The sequence below is a fragment of the Salinimicrobium maris genome (assembly GCF_049680855.1).
Lineage (GTDB): Bacteria > Bacteroidota > Bacteroidia > Flavobacteriales > Flavobacteriaceae > Salinimicrobium.
Genome location: NZ_JBMPGS010000002.1, coordinates 571,127 through 590,536, shown reverse-complemented (window position 1 = coordinate 590,536; position 19,410 = coordinate 571,127). Strand labels below are relative to the sequence as shown.

At 39.9% G+C, this 19,410-nt stretch carries 18 protein-coding genes; 17 read left to right on the top strand and 1 reads right to left on the bottom strand.

Annotation, left to right across the window (positions count from 1 at the left end; genetic code table 11):
• Positions 1 to 4: 4 nt before the first annotated feature.
• From ACOV1Q_RS08115 to ACOV1Q_RS08050, 14 genes are all read left to right on the top strand, one after another.
• Entirely contained in the window at positions 5 to 166 is a 162-nt protein-coding gene (locus tag ACOV1Q_RS08115) for a hypothetical protein (RefSeq protein ID WP_424493898.1), read from the top strand.
• A 2-nt stretch (positions 167 to 168) separates the two neighbouring features.
• Complete coding sequence (locus ACOV1Q_RS08110; RefSeq protein ID WP_424493897.1) at positions 169 to 1,002, top strand: hypothetical protein; 834 nt, start codon at positions 169 to 171, stop codon at positions 1,000 to 1,002.
• 2 nt (positions 1,003 to 1,004) lie between these two features.
• Positions 1,005 to 2,342 carry a hypothetical protein gene (locus tag ACOV1Q_RS08105; RefSeq protein ID WP_424493896.1) on the top strand — a complete coding sequence of 446 codons (1,338 nt, stop codon included), beginning with the start codon at positions 1,005 to 1,007 and terminating at the stop codon, positions 2,340 to 2,342.
• Positions 2,343 to 2,352: 10 nt separating this feature from the next.
• Positions 2,353 to 2,586 carry a hypothetical protein gene (locus ACOV1Q_RS08100; RefSeq protein ID WP_424493895.1) on the top strand — a complete coding sequence of 78 codons (234 nt, stop codon included), beginning with the start codon at positions 2,353 to 2,355 and terminating at the stop codon, positions 2,584 to 2,586.
• Between the two features lie 3 nt (positions 2,587 to 2,589).
• Positions 2,590 to 3,243 (top strand): hypothetical protein, encoded by a 654-nt coding sequence (locus ACOV1Q_RS08095; RefSeq protein WP_424493894.1) that lies wholly within the window; start codon positions 2,590 to 2,592, stop codon positions 3,241 to 3,243.
• Entirely contained in the window at positions 3,240 to 3,731 is a 492-nt protein-coding gene (locus ACOV1Q_RS08090; protein ID WP_424493893.1) for a hypothetical protein, read from the top strand. The genes ACOV1Q_RS08095 and ACOV1Q_RS08090 overlap by 4 nt, the downstream gene beginning before the upstream one ends.
• Positions 3,731 to 3,892: a hypothetical protein gene (locus ACOV1Q_RS08085; RefSeq protein WP_424493892.1), complete on the top strand. Its 162-nt coding sequence runs from the start codon at positions 3,731 to 3,733 to the stop codon at positions 3,890 to 3,892. Before ACOV1Q_RS08090 ends, ACOV1Q_RS08085 begins: the two co-directional genes overlap by 1 nt.
• The gene (locus ACOV1Q_RS08080; RefSeq protein WP_424493891.1) at positions 3,892 to 4,836 is read left to right on the top strand and encodes a hypothetical protein; all 945 of its coding nucleotides are present in this window, start codon (positions 3,892 to 3,894) and stop codon (positions 4,834 to 4,836) included. The genes ACOV1Q_RS08085 and ACOV1Q_RS08080 overlap by 1 nt, the downstream gene beginning before the upstream one ends.
• An 86-nt stretch (positions 4,837 to 4,922) precedes the next feature.
• The gene (locus ACOV1Q_RS08075) at positions 4,923 to 6,302 is read left to right on the top strand and encodes an RtcB family protein (RefSeq protein WP_424493890.1); all 1,380 of its coding nucleotides are present in this window, start codon (positions 4,923 to 4,925) and stop codon (positions 6,300 to 6,302) included.
• Positions 6,303 to 6,438: 136 nt separating this feature from the next.
• Positions 6,439 to 6,897 (top strand): hypothetical protein, encoded by a 459-nt coding sequence (locus ACOV1Q_RS08070; RefSeq protein ID WP_424493889.1) that lies wholly within the window; start codon positions 6,439 to 6,441, stop codon positions 6,895 to 6,897.
• Entirely contained in the window at positions 6,890 to 7,513 is a 624-nt protein-coding gene (locus tag ACOV1Q_RS08065) for a hypothetical protein (RefSeq protein ID WP_424493888.1), read from the top strand. Before ACOV1Q_RS08070 ends, ACOV1Q_RS08065 begins: the two co-directional genes overlap by 8 nt.
• Positions 7,510 to 10,800 (top strand): phage tail tape measure protein, encoded by a 3,291-nt coding sequence (locus ACOV1Q_RS08060; RefSeq protein WP_424493887.1) that lies wholly within the window; start codon positions 7,510 to 7,512, stop codon positions 10,798 to 10,800. The genes ACOV1Q_RS08065 and ACOV1Q_RS08060 overlap by 4 nt, the downstream gene beginning before the upstream one ends.
• Positions 10,793 to 12,994: a hypothetical protein gene (locus ACOV1Q_RS08055; protein WP_424493886.1), complete on the top strand. Its 2,202-nt coding sequence runs from the start codon at positions 10,793 to 10,795 to the stop codon at positions 12,992 to 12,994. Before ACOV1Q_RS08060 ends, ACOV1Q_RS08055 begins: the two co-directional genes overlap by 8 nt.
• Positions 12,984 to 14,984: a hypothetical protein gene (locus ACOV1Q_RS08050; protein WP_424493885.1), complete on the top strand. Its 2,001-nt coding sequence runs from the start codon at positions 12,984 to 12,986 to the stop codon at positions 14,982 to 14,984. Before ACOV1Q_RS08055 ends, ACOV1Q_RS08050 begins: the two co-directional genes overlap by 11 nt.
• Here the strand turns inward: ACOV1Q_RS08050 and ACOV1Q_RS08045 are convergent.
• Positions 14,965 to 15,291 (bottom strand): hypothetical protein, encoded by a 327-nt coding sequence (locus tag ACOV1Q_RS08045; RefSeq protein ID WP_424493884.1) that lies wholly within the window; start codon positions 15,289 to 15,291, stop codon positions 14,965 to 14,967. The two genes, ACOV1Q_RS08050 and ACOV1Q_RS08045, sit on opposite strands and share 20 nt — an antisense overlap.
• 85 nt (positions 15,292 to 15,376) lie before the next feature.
• Here ACOV1Q_RS08045 and ACOV1Q_RS08040 point away from each other — a divergent pair, with 85 nt between their 5' ends.
• Genes ACOV1Q_RS08040 through ACOV1Q_RS08030 form a run of 3 tightly spaced genes read left to right on the top strand, consistent with a single transcriptional unit; the run spans position 15,377 to position 19,283 of the window.
• Positions 15,377 to 18,175, top strand: a complete 2,799-nt coding sequence (locus ACOV1Q_RS08040) for a hypothetical protein (protein WP_424493883.1) — start codon at positions 15,377 to 15,379, stop codon at positions 18,173 to 18,175.
• Positions 18,172 to 18,387 carry a hypothetical protein gene (locus ACOV1Q_RS08035; RefSeq protein WP_424493882.1) on the top strand — a complete coding sequence of 72 codons (216 nt, stop codon included), beginning with the start codon at positions 18,172 to 18,174 and terminating at the stop codon, positions 18,385 to 18,387. Before ACOV1Q_RS08040 ends, ACOV1Q_RS08035 begins: the two co-directional genes overlap by 4 nt.
• Positions 18,387 to 19,283: a hypothetical protein gene (locus tag ACOV1Q_RS08030; RefSeq protein WP_424493881.1), complete on the top strand. Its 897-nt coding sequence runs from the start codon at positions 18,387 to 18,389 to the stop codon at positions 19,281 to 19,283. The genes ACOV1Q_RS08035 and ACOV1Q_RS08030 overlap by 1 nt, the downstream gene beginning before the upstream one ends.
• Positions 19,284 to 19,410 lie beyond the last annotated feature (127 nt).

Sequence of the window (19,410 nt, the reverse complement as noted above, 5' to 3'; positions counted from 1 at the left end):
GATCATGAAAAACCTAAAAAATAAAGTCGATTGGGAAGCTCTAAAAAAGAGCAAAGAAGCTAAGGAAAAGATTTCAGCCGATGACATTGTGTTTAAAGACCTGTGTCCGGCCACCGATGAAATTTGCAAAAGAGGCTGCCATAAGTCGCAGTGTAAAAAACTATAGTTATGAGAATAGGTATTCCAGAATTCCACGAGAAGAAAGACCTCTTCAATTACCTGAAGAGCCACAAAAAAGAGCTGATTGCAAAGAAGCGGTCTATGCCGATCACTGCGGATGCCGTCTCTTTCGGTTTTTCACGTGTAAAGACCACCGACACCGCAAACAAGTCGAATGAGGCCGTCACAGAAGATGTAGATGTGCTTCGGGTTAAAGTGGTAGCCAATACCGCAAACTATCTCGATTCTCACATGGATGTTCTTATTCCGGGATGTTGGAGCAAGACAATCCAGGAGCGAAAACATTTGATTCCGCATTTGCATGATCACGTACATAGGCTGGATGCCAAGATTGGCGAAGTAGTAGATATCTACGCTTCTTCTCTTTCGTATTCTGAATTAGGTATTGACGGGTCCGGAACTACTGAATCTCTCATTTTCGTAACTGATGTAATGAAAGAGTACAATCCTAAAGTATTCAATCAGTACAAGGCCGGAAAGGTAAAGCAGCATTCTATCGGACTTCAATACATGAAGATTGACCTGGCTATTAATGACGAGGATAACGAAAAGGAAATGGAGTTCTGGAATAAGTACTACCCACAGATCATAAATAAAGAAATGGCCGATGAAAGAGGTTTCTTTTGGGTCATTCAGGAAATAAAACTATTGGAGAACAGCGCGGTATTGTTTGGCTCTAATGAAGCCACACCCACGCTGGAAAACAATGTTAAGAATCTGTCGAATACCGACAATGAGCCGCTAAACAGCACTCAAAACACCGAGACCGAAGCCGCGAAAGCACTTCACGAAAATCAAGTTCAATTTTACCTAAACACTTAAAAATGGATTTTAAACAATTCCTGAAAGAGAAGGGGATTTCGGAAGAAGACTTCGGAAAAAAGACCCCGCAAGAAATGGCTCAATTGCATAGCGAGTTCTCGACTAAGCAAATCAATGAGCTTAAGGAGCAGATGAAAAAAGCTGCCACGCCGGAACAAGTGGAGAAAGCTGAAAAAGCATTCGAAAACTTCAAGGCCGAAAAAGAATCAATGCTTAAAGGCTATGCCAAAAGCGAAGATGTGAAAACAGAGGTTGAATCTGCTGTAAAGGAATCTGTAAAAGACCTTCAGGCTGAACTGAAATCTTTGAAAGAAAACGGAGGAACAGGCAAAGTTATAAACTTCAAGTCTGCCGTTGCTGAAGCGTTGAAAGAAAAGCACGAGGAGTTGCAAAACTTCATCAAGAACAATTCCAACGGGATTGGAGCTTTCGAGGTTCAGGTTAAAGCACCTGCGATTGTTACCACTGGAAACGTAACTCCAACAGGAGCTGCGGATATTTACGCAGCTCAGAATGTTGACACTGTTAGCCAGTACGAACGAGAAGAAATTTTCGTAGAGCAGTATTTGGATACTGGAAGCACGAACCTTGCATCTATTCCTTATGTGGATGAATTACCTGGTGAAGGTGATGCTGCTATCGTTGCAGAAGGTTCTTTGAAGCCTCTTATTGATGTTGATTATGTTACTGCGTATTCTCAGGCGAGAAAAGTTGCAGGACGTATGAAAGCGACTGAAGAAGCTCTTTACGATTACGGTTGGTTGGAATCTGCAATGACAACTACTCTTCGCAGAAAGCACGATATCGCACGTCAAAATGATCTTATTGGTGCCACCAATGGAATATTAAGTATTGCAACTGCTTTTAATGCTGCTATTTTAGGCGGTGTTACCGTAGAGAAGCCTCAATACTACGATGCTATTGCTGCCTTGGTAGCTGGAATCGCTAATGATAGCGAAGGTGCATATATCCCCAATGTTGTTTTTGTAAACACTTTAGATGATTATAAAAAAATGGCTACAAAAGACGACAATGGCAATTATGTATTACCTCCATTTGCGGATGCAAACGGAAACACTATCTCCGGTGTCAGAATCGTTGCGAAACCAAACCTTGCGCCTGGAGACTTCATTATTGGAGACTTCAAAAACGTGAAACTTCGTAACCTTTGGGGTTATACGGTTCGTTTCGGTTGGGAAAATGATGACTTCTCTAAAAACCAAATTACTATGGTTGGAGAATCTCGTTACCACCTGTATGCTACTACAAATGACCGAAGAGGTATTATCAAAGGTTCATTAGCAGATGTAATCACAGCCTTAACAGCTCCAGCAGCATAATATTTAAGGCATGAGCAATAAGAAAAAGGAAGCTTCAAAATCTGAAGATGTAAAATCAAATGCCAAAGTAGTAACTACTGAATCTGTTTTTGATACAGCAAAGGCTAAAGACCTTAAAACTGATAAAAATGGAGAGGTAGAAGTAACCTTGATTAAAGACCATGGAGTTGATAAGAAAGGGGACAAGCTAAAAAGGCATCCAAATACAGCTCAGATGTTGGTAGATAGAAAAATAGCAAAGTAGACCATGATAATAGACCCTTCATATTTCACCGGCGGTAAAGTTTACATCCCAAATGCAGCGAGCAATGCTTCTGTAACCGGAAATGTTCCTAATGCTGCGAAAAAGATTGAAAGCTATATCGCCAGGTATGAAGAAGAACTATTGTCTAATGCTTTGGGATACGAGAACTACACAGCTCTTAAACTTGCAATTGAACAGGACGCTAACTTAGAAGATCCTGTCAATGAAAAGTGGAAAGACCTTGTGAACGGTAAGGCTTATTCCTACGAAGGGAAAGGTGTAAAATGGAACGGACTTCGCCAGGTACACGGAGAACTCAAAACAAGCTTAATTGCGAATTATGTTTTCTTCCACTACATGATTGATGATGTTCAGAATTATACCACCACCGGAGTACAAAAGGAAAAAGCTAAAAATGCTACAGAACAATCGCCAAACAGGTTATTAACGCTTGTTTGGCGGGAGTTCGTAGAAAAGTACCAGTTTGGAGCGAATGTCAATCCTACAATTGTTCATACACCTTCAGGACCATATACAGATTATTTCCGGCCACAATTCAATATGAACCGGAGCCTGTACCAATTCCTGCAGGATAATGACAATTACGGAGATTTCAACTTCAGAGTGTACGAAAACCGAAACCGATTTGGGATATGATAGTAGTAGAGGAAAGGATATACGAGATTTTGAACCAACTGCCAGCGGTGGACGGGGATAAACCTGTATATGCCTGGGGAGATCTAAAGCACCTCAATAAGTGGATAAAGCTTAAGAGGGAAGCCGAAGATCCTACTTACCCTCTAATCTATCAAACCTCCAAAAAAGAAACACAGGATATTCGAAAAAAGCTTGTTACTACTCCATGGGAGATCGTAATAGCTACGCAGAATACCAACACTTCACTTACCAATGACGAACGCTGGGCGCTTTCCTTCCGGAATGTGCTTAATCCTATTGCAGAAAGAATTGCAGAGGGATTTGACAAAAGCGGCATTATCAATTGGGAGGGAGTTGTTGACCTGGAGCGTTTCGGGAATTTCGGGGAAGGTAATGAGCATTTTACCGTGGATATATGGGATGCAATCACATTTAAGGCAACTATTACCATAAATAATAAGTGCCTGAACAAAATCCAATGGAAATAATGGCAGATAAAAATAAAAAAGAGGAGAAAAGCGAAAGCAAGCCCTCTATAAAAACAAAGGAGTTCCCCTTAAAAAAGCCGTACAATGGCAAGGAAATCGGGGAAAAAGTAAAGCTTGGCCCAGAAGCCGAGAGATTCTTTCAATTTAAAAACAGAATATAATGGCACTACGAGACATTTTAGGCACCGTGAATTGTGGTGCATCAGGCGTTATAGGTTCAGGACTTCGGGGATGCCCGATTGATCTTGAAAATATAACCAACTTCGGGTTTTTGAAGCCCGGAACGATCCTTACTGATTTTAGCCGTGAAACACTGCGGACACTTCAGAAAGAAGGTAAATATATTCCGCTTTTAAACGGATTTGATACTACTTGGAACAATGAGGAGAACCAAATGGAAACTGCGGAGAACAGCGGTAAAATGAGTAAAAGCCGTGACGGTCTTTATTCTTTCACTGCGACCTTCACAAACGGTCTATTCTTCCAGAAAGTTCTAAAGAGCATGGACGGACAAAACAGATGGGATGTACTTCTTATCGATGATGCCGGAACTGTTGCGGGAACTTCAAGAGATAAAGACGAGTTCAGAGGGTTCAGGGTTCAGATGTTCTCTACCAATCCTTACACTCCAAAGGCCGGAGCGACCAGTGCGAAAACCTCTGTAACTATTCAGCTTGCAAATTCAAATGAAGTGAATATGTATGCAGACTGGATCACAGCGGACAACTACGATTTCGATATCACTACAGTTGACGGAGTAAACCAGGTTAATTTACTACCTGTTTCTGGATTTGTAGCGGCTTCGACTTCATTAGTTGTAAAGCCTGTTCTTGACATGGATAACCATACGCTTGCTTCCGGGCTTGCAGTGGAAAATTTCCTTGTAAAAGTGAACGGAAATCCTGTAACTCCAGCGAGTGTTACCGAAAATGCGTCCGTAGGAACTTACACTATTGAACTGGCTTCCGCACTTTCAGCAGAAGATAAGGTGGAGGTGGTTCTTTACAATTCCTCAGCAAACCAGCGAGTAATTGAAGTAGGAACTTCTCCAGAAGAGATTCTTTACCAGAGTAAGGAGCTTGTAGAAGTTGCAGCGGCGGCTTAAGACTAAAAGTCCCCCTAATTATTTTGAAAACCCTGTCAATTGCGACAGGGTTTTTTGTATTTTTATACCCTAATAATTAAGTAGTTATGGTAACAGGTAATACATTAATAGAATTAGGATATAAACCCGCTAAATGGTTTGGCGAAGCTATTGAGGTGGCAAATAAAAAAGGGCTTCAAGGAGAGGAACTTATTCTATTTTTAGAAAGTTCAAAACCGAAGCCTGTCAAAGTATTACCTCTTAATAGTGCTCCTGTTTCTTTTCATAAGAATATCAGAACCGAAAGCAAAGAGGAAGAGGAAAACGTTTCATCTGTTATTGAGACAATGAATGTTTTAATGCGTACTCCTACTGTGGTAAAAGGTGCTGTTATGCCTGATGCTTGCCCTACGGGTGAAAACGGGCAAATACCTGTAGGTGGTGTGGTGGTTACTAAAAACGCAATACACCCTTCCATGCACTCAGCAGATATGTGTTGTTCAGTATTCGCAACTAACATGGGTAAAACAGATCCTAAATTAGTTTTAGATGCCGCTTTCGAAACCACGCAATTTGGAGCGGGTAAAAGAAAAGAACATCACGGGTGGGCTTCAATACTTACTGAGAATAAAACCCTTTATGATGCCATTACAGGTAATTATTTTACTCAGGATTATATAGAGAAAGCAATGATGCATTTAGGCACACAGGGAGACGGAAACCACTTTCTTTTTGTGGGAACTTCAGAACAAACAGGAGATACTTGGATGGTTACGCATCACGGCTCGAGAGGTTTTGGAGCAAGTGTTTATAAAAAAGGGATGGCAACAGCTGAAAAGTACAGAAGGAAGTTAAGCCCTAATACGCTAAAAAGAAACGCTTGGATTCCTTACAATGAAGCAGAAGGGGAGTTATATTGGGAAGCTATACAGATAGTAAGAGAATGGACTAAATTAAACCATTCATCTATTCACCAAAGAACGCTTAACAAGATTAAAGTTCCTGCTATTGATTCTTTTTGGAATGAACATAACTCAGTTTTTAAAGACGGGGATTTATTTTACCATGCTAAAGGTGCAACTCCTTTACTGGATAAATTTGTTCCTGATTCTTCTGAAGGTAGAAGATTGATTCCCTTGAATATGTCCGAACCTGTTCTAATTGTAAAGGGCGAAGAAACTGAAAATAATTTAGGATTTGCACCACACGGAGCAGGTAGAAACATCTCGAGAACTGCCCATAAAAAGAAGAAATCAAAAAAGACTATTGATAATATTTTTGCAGAAGAAACAAAGTATTTAGATATTAGGTTCTATTCAGGAATTGTTGATATTTCCGAATTGCCAAGTGCCTATAAAAACGCAGAAGCAGTACAAAGGCAAATGGAAGAATACAATCTAGGGAAAGTAATTGACAAGATAATGCCTTACGGATGCATCATGGCGGGTGAAAGGCCAAAAGATATGCCGTGGCGAAGAAGTAAATAAATTATTTATAGTTCAAGCGAACCGCTCAAATTAAGGGCGGTTTTTTTATTTCAAAAATCCTTATTTAGACTGGTTCTAAATAAGCAGGAATTTACTATATTTGATTATTCCTTCCTAAGAGTAATATCCTGACTTCATGGCAAATATTCGAGAAATGCTTAACCGCACGATTCAGGCAAAACAAGGTATTGAGCCTGAAATGATGAATATAGTCAACAGGCTATCAGAAAAGATCATTGATTTAAACCGGGAAGGCCAGCTATTTCAAGGGAAAAACACCGCAGGAAAGATCATAGGGGTTTACTCCAAAAACACCGAAACGAAGTACGGAGGTGCTGAAAAGGGTAAATACGCAGGAGATCCTTACAACTTCGAAGATACCGGAGATTTATTCAAAGCTTTCACTATAAACTTTCACGACGGTAAAATTGACATTTTCTCCACCGATTCGAAAGTACCCATGCTTAAACAGAGGTACGAAAAAGGAGAAGGTAAATTATTTGGTTTGACTTTAAACCACGAAATGGAACTCAACTACGAGATCCTGAAACCAGAGCTACTAAAATTCATTAAGCGCACACTCTACAATGGTTAGTATATCATTCAAAAAAGCCACTCACTATACAGATTTAAAGATTCCTGTAGATAATTTCTACCGCGCTCTCAAAGGAGATTTAACGGCTTTATGGATAGGAAAACAAGGCAAAAAAGACCTTTCCGAAGCATGGAAAAACATCTATGAACAATATTGCGAAGTGGCGGAAATTGACACCCGGGAAGCAAAACAAGCTGCCAAGATCAACGTAATGATCTACAAGTACAATATCATTCAAAACTTGATTGAAGTGCTTAAAAAAGGGGAAGATCAAAACATTATTGATGCTGTAAAAGTACTTAACAGCAAGAAATACGGGTACAAAATTGACCTTTTGAAGCCATTGAAGCCGCAAGTAGATAGCCTGGAAAGAAGCCAAAAAAGCTTCCTTACCAGGATCAAAATTGAAGAAAACAAGCTGCCAAAAGAAACTGAAGAAGATAAAAAGGAGCTTGTAAACATCATGGACGCGGTAATTGCTATTGAAAACTCAAAGCCGGGAATAACCATAGATGTTTACACTATGCCTATGATCAAATGGGTAGCCAGAATGAAAGCTTTTGATCAGGAAATGAAATTAAAAAAGGCTCAGGCTGAAAAACAAAAAATGCGATGAACCAGGATGCCATTGACTTAATTATTGACAAAAAAGCCTTTCAGCAGCTTACCAAGTTGCAGTCAGAGCTTGACGTTTCTCATAAAAAATTCATTGAATTAGCTCGGGATGCGGAAATAAAGGTCAACGTCAATGGCATGAACATGCCGGCACTTCAAAAGCAGATCACTAAAACCAAAACCGCAAATGATCAATTAGCTGCTTCCTACAAGGAGCAGGAAAGACTTGAAAAAGCTCTTATTCGAGAGATCCAAAAGAAGGAAGCCGCCACAGAATCTACTAATCGCGCTCTTTTAAAACACCGGGTTGAAAACCAACAATTAAATAAGGAGCTAAAAAGACAGGCCACGCTCAACTCTGAAGCTGTTGGGGAATACAAAAAGCAATCCACTCAATTAAATATCCTGCGGGACCGGTACAAAGATCTAATTCTCACCACTAAAGAGGAAACCGACGAAACCCGGAAGCTTTTAAAAGAAATAAAGGAGCTTGACACCAAATTAAAGGATGTTGATGCTTCAGTAGGACAGCACCAGAGGAGCGTTGGGAACTACACCTTAGCTACAGAAAACCTTCACCCGGCATTAGATCAGGTCAATAATTCACTTATGACCATGGGAACTTCACTTGATGAGTTATCTGCAAGCAAAGATCCATTTAAAACGTTGAGCGCGTCTATTGTACAGTTCGGAAAAGCTACCATGACTTTTTTACTTTCTCCTGTTGGACTAACTCTGGTTGCGCTAGGATCTTTGTTCATGCTTATCAAAAGAAATAAAGATACCGTACTGCAATTTGATAGCCAGTTGCGAGATGTCGGAAAAACAACCGGGCTTGCAGGAGAGGAACTGGAAGGATTAGGTGATGACATTATAGGACTATCCAGAAGGTTAAAAACCGTTGGAACACCTGCTTTATTGGAATATGCGACTGTTGCCGGGCAATTAGGAGTAAAAGGCCGCCGGAATATACTTGCTTTTGCGGAAGGATTAGCAAAACTGGAAACCGCCTCAGACATTTCCGGCGAGGAGGGAGCTTCACAGATCGCAAGATTACTTACCCTTACAGATGGTGGAGTACAAAACATTTCCGCTTTTGGTGACGAGATCGTAAAATTAGGTAACAATTTCGCCGCTACTGAAAGCGAGATATTAGGGAATGCCACTGCCATTGCTCAGAACACGGGTCAGTATAATTTCGGAAGACAAAGCGCACTAGCTTACGCAACTGCAACCAAAGCCGTAGGAGTTGAAGCGGAACTTACAGGATCTACCATTGGCCGGACATTAGGTATAATGGAAAAATCCTTAAGAACTGGTAAAGATGTTCAAATACTTGCGGACCTAACCGGAAAATCCGTTGAAGAGCTGAGATTGCAATTTGATACAGATGCCGCAGGTGTATTTACTGAATTTGTTGCCGGATTAAACAATATTGATAAATCAGGTGGAAGCGTTAATGCGCAACTTGAAAAAATAGGTATTACCGCCGTAAGAGATCAAAGGGTTTTGGGTTCACTTGCTACGGGAGGTTTTGAAACTTTACAGGGAGCAATTGAAGGAGTTACCACCGCAACCGGAGCGCTAGATGAAGAGTTTACGGCAGCAAGTAACAAATTAGAAAAGCAGTGGAGCAGAATGGGTATTGCCTGGGATAACCTTGTTCTTTCCATTGAAAACGGACAGGGAGTTTTTGGTAAATTCTTTGCGTGGTTAGCTGGTGCCGGTGCAGATACATTAGAACACCTCAATAAAAATATCATGATTATGAGCGGCCTTTGGGGAGGTCTTACCAACATGATAAAACAGGTAAAAAACGAGTTTATAGAGTTATTTGAACTTATGGCTCGATCTACTGAGGTGCTTATGAATCCTATTGATTACATGAGGAAATTAGGCCCGAAAGGATTTAGGGATTTTCTAACTGACACTAAAAAGCAATTTTCAGAAAGTGGAAAAAATATCGGGGATGCTTTTAAATATGGTTTTGAGGAAACTTTAGGTAAAATGAAAGCTGAAAACCTTCTGGAAGGTGGAAGTGAATCTACTGCTGGTAATTACGGAGGCAACGATGATGATCCATTAGGAGATCCGCCAGCAGGACTAAAAGCAACAAAAGGCTCTATTGCTGCTATTCAGGCTTCAATATCAGCCCTTCAGGAACAGCGAGACAACCTTGCTACTACTAAAGACGAAATACGGGAATACAATAAGGCTATTTCCAAACTTCAGGAAGAACTTGATACGCTGAACGGTAAAGTAAAGGAAACAGGGAGTATTAAGCCCGTTAGCGGTATTACTCCAGTGGCCGGCGCTAAAATAACCACTGATACCGACACCGGTGAATTGGAGCGGCATGTCTTTCAAAAAAACGAGAAAGAAAAAACCCGTATTCTGAAAGAAGAACAAGAGGAGCGCCGCCAGGCAGTTGCAGATACTTTCAGGCAGTTTGCAGATTTTTACGGAATAGATTTTCGAGCCTTTGAAAACTTAATTACCAAGAAAACAGATCTCACAAAAGATGATTATGTAGATGCCGCGGCCAGTGCTGCCAGTGCCATTCTCGGAATGACACGACAACGCTATGATGATGAACTTCGCATGGCTCAGGATAATCTTGATGCCGTTCTAAATAGCGAGAAAGCCACCGAAGAACAGAAACAATTAGCGAGGGAAGAGTTCAGGCAGAAAGAAAGAGCCATCAAGAGAAAACAGGCTGAAGATGAGAGAAGGGCCGTGTTATTCGAGATCGCTATAAACACCGCTGCTGCCATTGTAAAAGCTCTTCCAAATATTGGTTTATCTATAGCTGCCGGGGTTTTAGGAGCCGCACAAGCTGCTTTCGTGGCCTCACAACCTATCCCTAAATTCAAAGACGGGCATTTACTGGGAACGTATGAAGGTCCGGCCATTATCAATGATGCGCCTGGGAGTAATTACCGGGAAATTGTAGAGCGCAAAGATGGAACTCTGGAAAGCCCCAATAAAAGAAATGTGCTTATCGGGATGAATAAAGGGGATAAAGTGCATAAATCGCATGATTCTTTCTTAAAAACCCGAAACTACGACGACATTGTTCAGGCTTCCATTCTTACTTCTATCCTAAACCAACAGGAGAAAATGACTTCTGCAGAACTTGGGAATGCCTTTGATCACCACATGATGCAAAAAGCCATTGACCGCGGAATAAAAGACGGGTTTAAGGGCGTGAAGATTACAAGTCAAAATCATAACAATAACAGTGCTTTGGTTTCAGAGCTTAAAAGACAAAGATTAAAGGATGTTTGATAACCGCCACAGATTCATTCTTGAAAGCCCAAACCGCAGAATGGTTCTTGACCATGATCCTTTAGGGTGGGATGAAACCGAAACCGAGATAGGCCGCAGCGAAAAAACCTACGGGATATTCCTTACAATTTCTAATAACTTGGAATTCACCGGGGAAGCAATGGAGTTCTTGGAAGATGCCTACCAGGTTTTAGGTGTTCAAGCAGATATACGGCTCACCAAGCACACGAAGCACCCAAAAACAGATGAATGGCAGCTTGCCTTTACTGGGTTTTTAGACTTCACTACAAGATCCATAGAAAACAATCGATTTAAAGTTGATTTTGTAGAGGGAGGGCTTCGGGAAATATTAACCTCTCAAATGAGAGAGAAATTTGAACTCAACAGAACCACCGATATAAACGGGAATCCTATTTCAGAGTTTCGATCAGACACTATAAGTCTTGAAGGGAGAGATATTTATTTACTTTCCAGGTTTAGTAATGAAAACGTGACTGATTTTGTTTTATCCAGTGGTAAATGGGATTCAGGCGGCGACTGGAGATATTCCCACCGTCCGGCACCACTAACAGCTATTGCCAATTCAGACCCGGAAAACATTCAGAGCCCTATTGACCAAATAGGTACCGCGGGAGGTTACATTGAAGACGGTTCTTCATCGAAATTTTACCTGATATCAGACAGGGATCGCGGAAAAACAAAGCTCAAAATAAACCTGAAATTCACAATAGATTCTATTGTAGATGATGATGTGAACCCATTGAAACAGCCGAACCTACAAGTAATTTTAAGAAAATACACCGGGGGAGAAGATTTTAATAATGCACCACCTGATGACGAAATTTTACTGGATGTTTACCCTTACAATAGAATTGGAGAAACCTTCGATTTGGAATATATAGATGAAGATTTTAAAATAAACGAGGGTGACAGTTATGCGTTGTATTTTGTTTCGAGAGGAGCTTATGGAGGTTCTTTTGGAGATACGGGGTTTATGAATATTTATTTCACCAATTATTCAGGATCTATGTCTATTGAGGAAGATTCGCATTACAGCCCAACAACAGCCAGCGCATTAACCGCCTTTGATGTAGGAGCGCGATTAACTGAAGTTTACACCGGGAAGCCAACTTTTAAAAGCTCTCTTTTAAGCACTGGAAAATGGAAAGATCTTGTAATGAGTTGCGGGTTTTGGATCCGTAACATGAAAAAGCAAGTCAACGAAGATGGAGAAACCGAAGAAAGAACCCTCACCATAAACTTTGAAGACTTCTACAAATCGATTCATGCAGTAGAACCTTGCGGCTACGGGATAGTAACCGAAGGAAACAAACAATTTATTGCCCTGGAGGAATTAAAATATTTCTTTCAGCCAGTAAGGACCATTCAATTAGGACGGGTGCCAAAAATCAAAAGGACCACCGCTTCTGAATTCATCTTTTCCTCCATTTCTACCGGTTACACCAAAGGAGGAAATTATGAAAAGCCTTTAGGATTGGATGAGTACAACATACAAACCAATTTCATAACACCAATTACAAAGGTAGAATCTAAGTATGAAGTATTAGGGCCAAGCCGGGCAGATTCATATGCTGCAGAACAGGCACGAAGAATGCAGTTTGAAAAATTTCCAGATGAAGACACACCTTACGATAAAGATAATTTCCTTTTCGACTGCAAACTAAAAGTAAGAAGCAACCAAAGAACCATTTTTGAGCCCCGTAAATGGCAAGAGGATTTTGTGAAAGCACCAACGGGGATTTATTCTCCTGAAACCGCTTTTAATCTTCGCCTCACGCCAATGTATAATTTACTCAGGCATTCTTACTGGTTTAATTCAGCTACGGTAAAATATCCAACGCAAAAGATAAGATATGCGAGCAGTGAAGGGAACAGCGAACTTTCTACGCAAAAAATAGGAGATCTGGAAATTAAAGAGAATTCCGATGTGCTTATTTCGGAATTATCCAATCCAATTTTTGAGCCTGAATGGATAGAATTCACTCTGCCATTTACTCAGGATCTTCTAAACCAATTGCAAGGCAGAACAAAAGTAGGAGAGGAATACATCAACAACTATTACGGACAGGTAGAATTTATTAACGACATAGGTCAAAAAGAGCGCGGGTATTTATTCTCTGCCAAAATAAAGAAAGAAATAGAATTTAAACTACTCAAATGTTATGGCTTCTAAATTAGAATTAAGATTTACAGGACCGGGAACCTCAGGGCAAAGTATCAATTTTGTACCCGGAACAGCATATTTATTCCGGGCCAACAGATTAGGTAGCCGACAGGTGAAAGTGGGGAATTCTGCTTTTGATACAGCTAGAAATTTTTATGATGCTTTCCAGGCAGATGACAACTACCTGAACATTTTTAATACTACCTACCAGGCAACTAATATAGCTCCAGACGGAAGTCAGATGCCCGATGGAGTAACACATGGCCTTGTGACAATTGAGCACCCGGACAATAATTACTTTGATAATGTTTCCAATAACACAGATTTTATAACAGATTCAAGTGAGACTACGCAAGTAGAAGAGGAGCCTGAAATTAATATTTCATTAGCACAAGCTTCTGATAATCCATGCGGCAAATACAAGCTTGTTATAACTACTGCGGAAACAGAAGGAACTATTTCAGTGGAAACCCCATTAGGAAGTGGAAACTCTCAGATAATTGATATAGATGGAAGCGCTACTTATGAATTGGATATAGTAAGACCTACGGCGGCAGGACAAACAGGCGTGGTTAAACTTAGAAATTCTTTAGGAGTAACTATCGCTTCAGTTATTTTTGCTCCTCCTAAAGTACTGGCTATTCAGAGTGTATCGGTTTCAGGCACTCCATTTGGAGCTGTAGCTACCATCAATGCTACTACAGGCCTTAACAGGCAATATTCCTTAGACAACACAAACTTTCAAGGGAGCCAAGAATATTCCGGGTTATTGGCCGGGGAATATACGGCCTATGTAAAAGATGATCTTGGTTGCGAAAAATCCAAAACATTTACGATTACCCAGGAGCAAGCAAGCGGACTTACCGCGGAAGAATTTATTGAAATGCCGATTCATAACTCCATACGATTTGCGAAAAGAACCGGTAATACTTTTTTAAACTTCTTAAGCACCGAAACGCCAGGTTATATTGAAATGCACCACTATGAGCAACCATGGAAAATAGGTGACATTGTAAGGCAGCAATTCAGATCTGCTTACAATAATCACAAGCTTATAATGATGGATTGTCAAGGAAATGAGACTGAGATTCCTGTAGTTAAGAAATCAAACAACATTAACAGGATAAACATATTTGAAGGTAATTATACTGAAAAAGAAGGGCGTGTCGCAGTTTACTTCACTTACGGGAATATTTATAATCCAGATGGGAGTTTGCAGGAGGAAGGGCATATACTGGAAGGAAGACTTCCTATCTGGTATGAAGAAGGAATGTATATTGATATTGAAGGAATCGGAGTTACCCAGGTAGAAAGAATATTTATTGATCCCGACGGCGTGCGATATGCAATTACCCAAAAAAGCGCAGCCGGAACCGAAACGGGTAAAAAGATAACTTCTATACATTCAGAACATCCTTACGAGATTTATGAATTTGAAGTGAACTACTTAGTAGAGGGATCTTTCCAGTTAAGGCTTGAATACTGGAACAATGAAAAAGAGTTTTACTTATCTGAAATCCAGGAGGTGTATAACGATCTTCCAGAAACCTTTCTTAAAACAGAATGGTGGAGTGAAGACAACAACTCTGTTTTCTACGGCACCGGGATAAGACATTTTAGGTGGATTGAATGGGAAAAATACTTCACGCTGATTCCAAAAGGCGAAAAAGAAACATTTGATACCGACACCACAGTAAAAAATATAAACTCCAAAACCTTTGCAGTGTATGAGCTTATTCTGAGGAAAATGCCGATGGAAGTCGCCAGGGGATTACAAACAGGCTTTGATCATGCAGATTATATTGTAATAAATGGCGCTGTTTTCTTATGTGAGGAATTAGTTGAGCTTCAAAAAGAGGGAGAATGGTATTATCCAGTCGCCAGGTTAACTCTTACCGACCAAACTATTGTAGGGCAGCAGCAAATTACCGGCGGAATAGAAGGGCGATTCTTAGCGGTCACCAAAGACGCCAATGGTGTTACTTTTCTTCGTTTGTAATGTGAAGGTGGTTGTGCGTAACGTTAACAGTTAAATTTTCAATGATGATCCGGGGTTTTTCCTCTCTGGGAGCTTCAGGTACTGGGTTAACATAGTCAGGATGTTCAGGATCTAAATATTGAGGAAAAGTTCTTTTGTAGTATTCAGAATCTTTGGTGAGATCATGCTTCTCATGGATTGGTCTGGTGTCCTTTTTTGGAAAGGAAATTACAAAAGGTTCTTGAGGTTCTTTGGCGGCAGCTTTCCGTTTCGGGTAAAAGTACTTACCAATGATGTAACCTACTATAACAGCGACTAGTAACAGCATCCTGTAAAGCTACAAAATATTGAAATACAGTAAATTTTAATACCCTTATTTAGAATGATTCTAAATAAAGTAATATATTTGAAACATGGCAGGAAATGATCTTCAGCGGATTATCGCTAACTCCCCAACTTTTGACCAATTACCGGAAGGAATGAACATTCTGGACGGGGATTACATACTTATCGGGTCAATTCAGCAAGGCAAACTTATTAAGGTTAAAAAGGAAAATGTAAGGTTTGATACCAGTTCTTTTGGAATTTACCCTACTGTGAATGACTTCCCAAATACAGGATCAGAAAACAGGCTGTATTTATCTGAAATAGCTACGGTGGAAGGGAAGCAGGAGAAAAATGTTTTGTACAGGTGGAAAGAAACTATTTCAGATTATGTAATTGTGGGGTCAAGTTCTGATTCAGGAGTTCAATTCGTTGACACCTTTGACGATCTCACGCAGGGAGAAATAGGAATACTTTATTTAGACCTTGGAGATTTGGTTTTCTATTATTGGGACGGGGCTAATTTCCAGCCTTTCGAGCGAAATATAACAGCCGAGCAAATCGCACTTGCACTACAATACACCCCTGCAAACCGAAGCACTTTAAGTAGCATTCTTATAAATGACCTTTCGCTAGATTACGTTTATTATGTTACAGGAGTAGCGACTGATTACTCGGATTTAAGAGAGCTTATTGGAATCAATGACTATAACGTCTATCTGATAAAAAAAACAGATAATACCTATGCTTTCGCTACCCGTAAAGATCACAACGTATTAAATCAAATTGTATCTATAAGACTTTTTGATGACAACGGGCAGACTGTTACCCGTTCTTATGCTGCTTTTAAAGATATTCAGGAAGGTACTTTACTTCCATATTCCCAAGGCGATGATTTAGACGGGGATATTCAGATTTATGAGCCTGAATTTGGTACAGACTATATGTACATGAATGAAGCTTCCAGTGGGGATATAGGACTGTTTTTTATAAGGGAGATAAACCCTGATCAGGTTCCGCAGCACGTAAAAGATATAACTGAAAATGATATTACTAACTGGAATGATGCATTTGATTCTAAAGCGGTTTCTATTTCTGTTACTGGTGACGTCAATAAAACAATAACTTTCACCAGGCAAGACGGATCAACACTAACAGCTTCTTTTAACGATAATAACGACGGCACAGGCACAACTATAGATGACGTTGTTAACTCTTTAGAGTTTAATCTAAATAATGACGGGGTTCTACAAGCAACAACACGAGAAGGTACGCCTATAAGCGTTTCTTTAGACGGCAGGTATTCATTGTTAGGACATACTCACTCAGCAGACCAAATATCCGAAAGTGATACGCGTAAATGGGTTTCGCCTACTGAAAAGAATACTTGGAACGCAAAAGTTTCTCAATTACTAGATAACCTAACATCTACAAGCACAACAGCAGGACTTACAGCTAATCAAGGGCGAGTTTTAAAAGGATTTATTGATGATATAAATACGCTTTTAAATTCAGATGATACTACTTTAGACGAGCTTCAGGAAATAGTAAATTACATAAAGCAGAATAAAAGCGATTTAGAAAACTTATCTATTTCAAATATTGCAGGTTTGCAGTCTGCTTTAAATGGAAAGGAACCCACCTTTAGTAAAAACACTGCTTTTAATAAGAACTTCGGAACTACATCTGGAACAGTAGCGGAAGGGAGCGCATTATCTTCTAAAGCCAACGATTCAGAAGTAGTAAAACAAATAAATAAATCAGATGGTACAGCTTTATCTAAAGTTAATGGCATTGTTACGCTGCCTGAAGATATTCCTGCAAACAGAGAAGTTAAAATCGTTTCCTCCTCTTCATACTCTTTCGTAGCAGAAGACTTTAAAAGAAAATTCCTTGTTTTTACCAATGGCGGCAATGTAAATGCTATAATAAGCGGAAATACCGATGCTTCAGGAGAGGTTCAGGGGTTAACTATAGGAAATACTATTGTAAATATATCTTCTAACTCAGGAAGTATAAATGTAACTCCTACAGAGGGCTACTTACCTAAAACTAAAGGAGACCGCTCTAGGTTTGGAATGAGAATGCACACCGTGAATAATTATAGCTTGTTTGGGGATTTGCAGCCGGTTAGTGGAGACATTTCAGAGCGTGTTGAAAAACTAATACCAAACACTACTCAATACACCATACTTGCAAGTGATGTAGATAAGTTACTCAAATTCACAGCTAACGGCGGCGAAGAAATACAGTTAATCTACAATGCCAATACACTACCCGACAACAATAAGTCAATCGTTGCAATGAGTACGGGGGATAATATTCTTATCCCAACAGCAGGAACAGGTACTGTAAACTTCGGTGTTCCAGCAGGTAGTTTGCTTAGAACTACAGGGATAAATAGCCTTGTCACCTTACAGCCTAAAACTTCGGTCAATGATTTAGCTGTGTGGGGGACTTTGGAAGGTGATATAGATGAAGGGAATTATGAAAGCAGACCACAGGTAGACATAAACAATCCCTACACATTTGTTCCTGAAGATCAAGGGAAAACGCTTATTTTTTACAATCAAGCAACGCTATATATACCTGACGGTTTAGAGAACGAAAACATAACTAAACCAATAAAAGGAATTAATGCTTCTCCTGAGAATACAGGTAAAGAATTCTTAGAAATAGGTGCGGCTTCTGGCGCGGGATTAGTTATTCCAAAAGGGTATCTACCAAAAGTTAAAGTTAGCGGAACTTTTGAGCTTAATTTATGGTACAACACCATGTTCTTAACAGGAGATTTAGTTCAAGAATACCAAGTAAGACAATCCCCCGACGGAACACTATGGAAAGTATCGGTAGATAATTCAGGAAACGAAGTAATAACAGCTTTATGAATTACTTAACTATAGCATCTACGATGGGAGGTCGGTACAAGCGTGGTACTGAACCCTCATATATAAACATAATATCCCCAGCAGAAGGACAGGAAGTAGAATCTACAGCCGCCCTTCAAATGGAAATAAACGCTTCTGAAATAAACGTGGTTTTCCCGGCAGAAGGTCAAGAAGTAACAGGGGTAGAGGAATTACAATTAGAATTAGAATAATGGCAGCAAGGAAAATAACATATCAATTCGATAGTGGTTCAGAGATAGAATCTGGATTAGTAGTCAATGATGTTTTTACATCGTTATCAATAGGTACACATAGTGTTACAGCAAGAATTTACGATGAAAATAACAACGTAATATCTAGCAGCGTAAGGAATTTCCAAAAAGTAGCAGGATACGAACAGGAAACTACCCAGTTCTCAATAGATTCAGGCGTAACAGATGCTTTAGAATTATCAGCCTTAGACCAAACAATAAAATATTACAAAGCTCAAAATGTATGGGGTATAATCACAGCTTTTCAGCCTATGGTCGGCTCTAATGCTACCCAGCGAGGTTTTAATGCTAAAGATACTTCTGCTTTCAATCTTACATTCGCTGGGGGCTGGGTTTTTGATGCTTCGGGAAATAAAGGAAATGGGACTAACACTTACGCTACCTGTGGGTTCACCCCTTCAGCTCACTGGCCTGGTAATGTAGGATTTTCGATAGCTCAATTAACAAAAGGTTCAGGAGGTTATTTAGCAGGTTCTGAACTTACATATGCTTCAGCTAACCAACCTGTAGGTAAAGCCAGGTGGATGCGAGGGGGTTATAATGAAGCTCACGAAGTTTCAAATCCTTCAGGAGTGGGAATTATTACAGGTATAAATATAAGTGACGTACACGAGCTTTTAATAGATCAAGTTACTAAGTTCACGAGTAATGTTAATATAGTAAAACCTTCAACAGAATGGCATTATGGAACCACTAAATATAACGGAAACCTACTTACTCCTGTGAATTCTGGTTACATAGGTTCACAAGTTTTATTTAGCCCTACAAGTAAAGCACAGGCAGTTATAATAGCTGAAGGGCAGAGACAATTAGAGGTTGCACTAGGAAGAATGTAATTATGAGATTTTACAAGATATACAAAAACGAAGCGGAAGCTTTACAGAAGCAAACAATGAAAGGAGGATTGAAATATGCGCCTATTCCAGACATAAATGGATATTGTTTTATATCAGAAGTAGAACA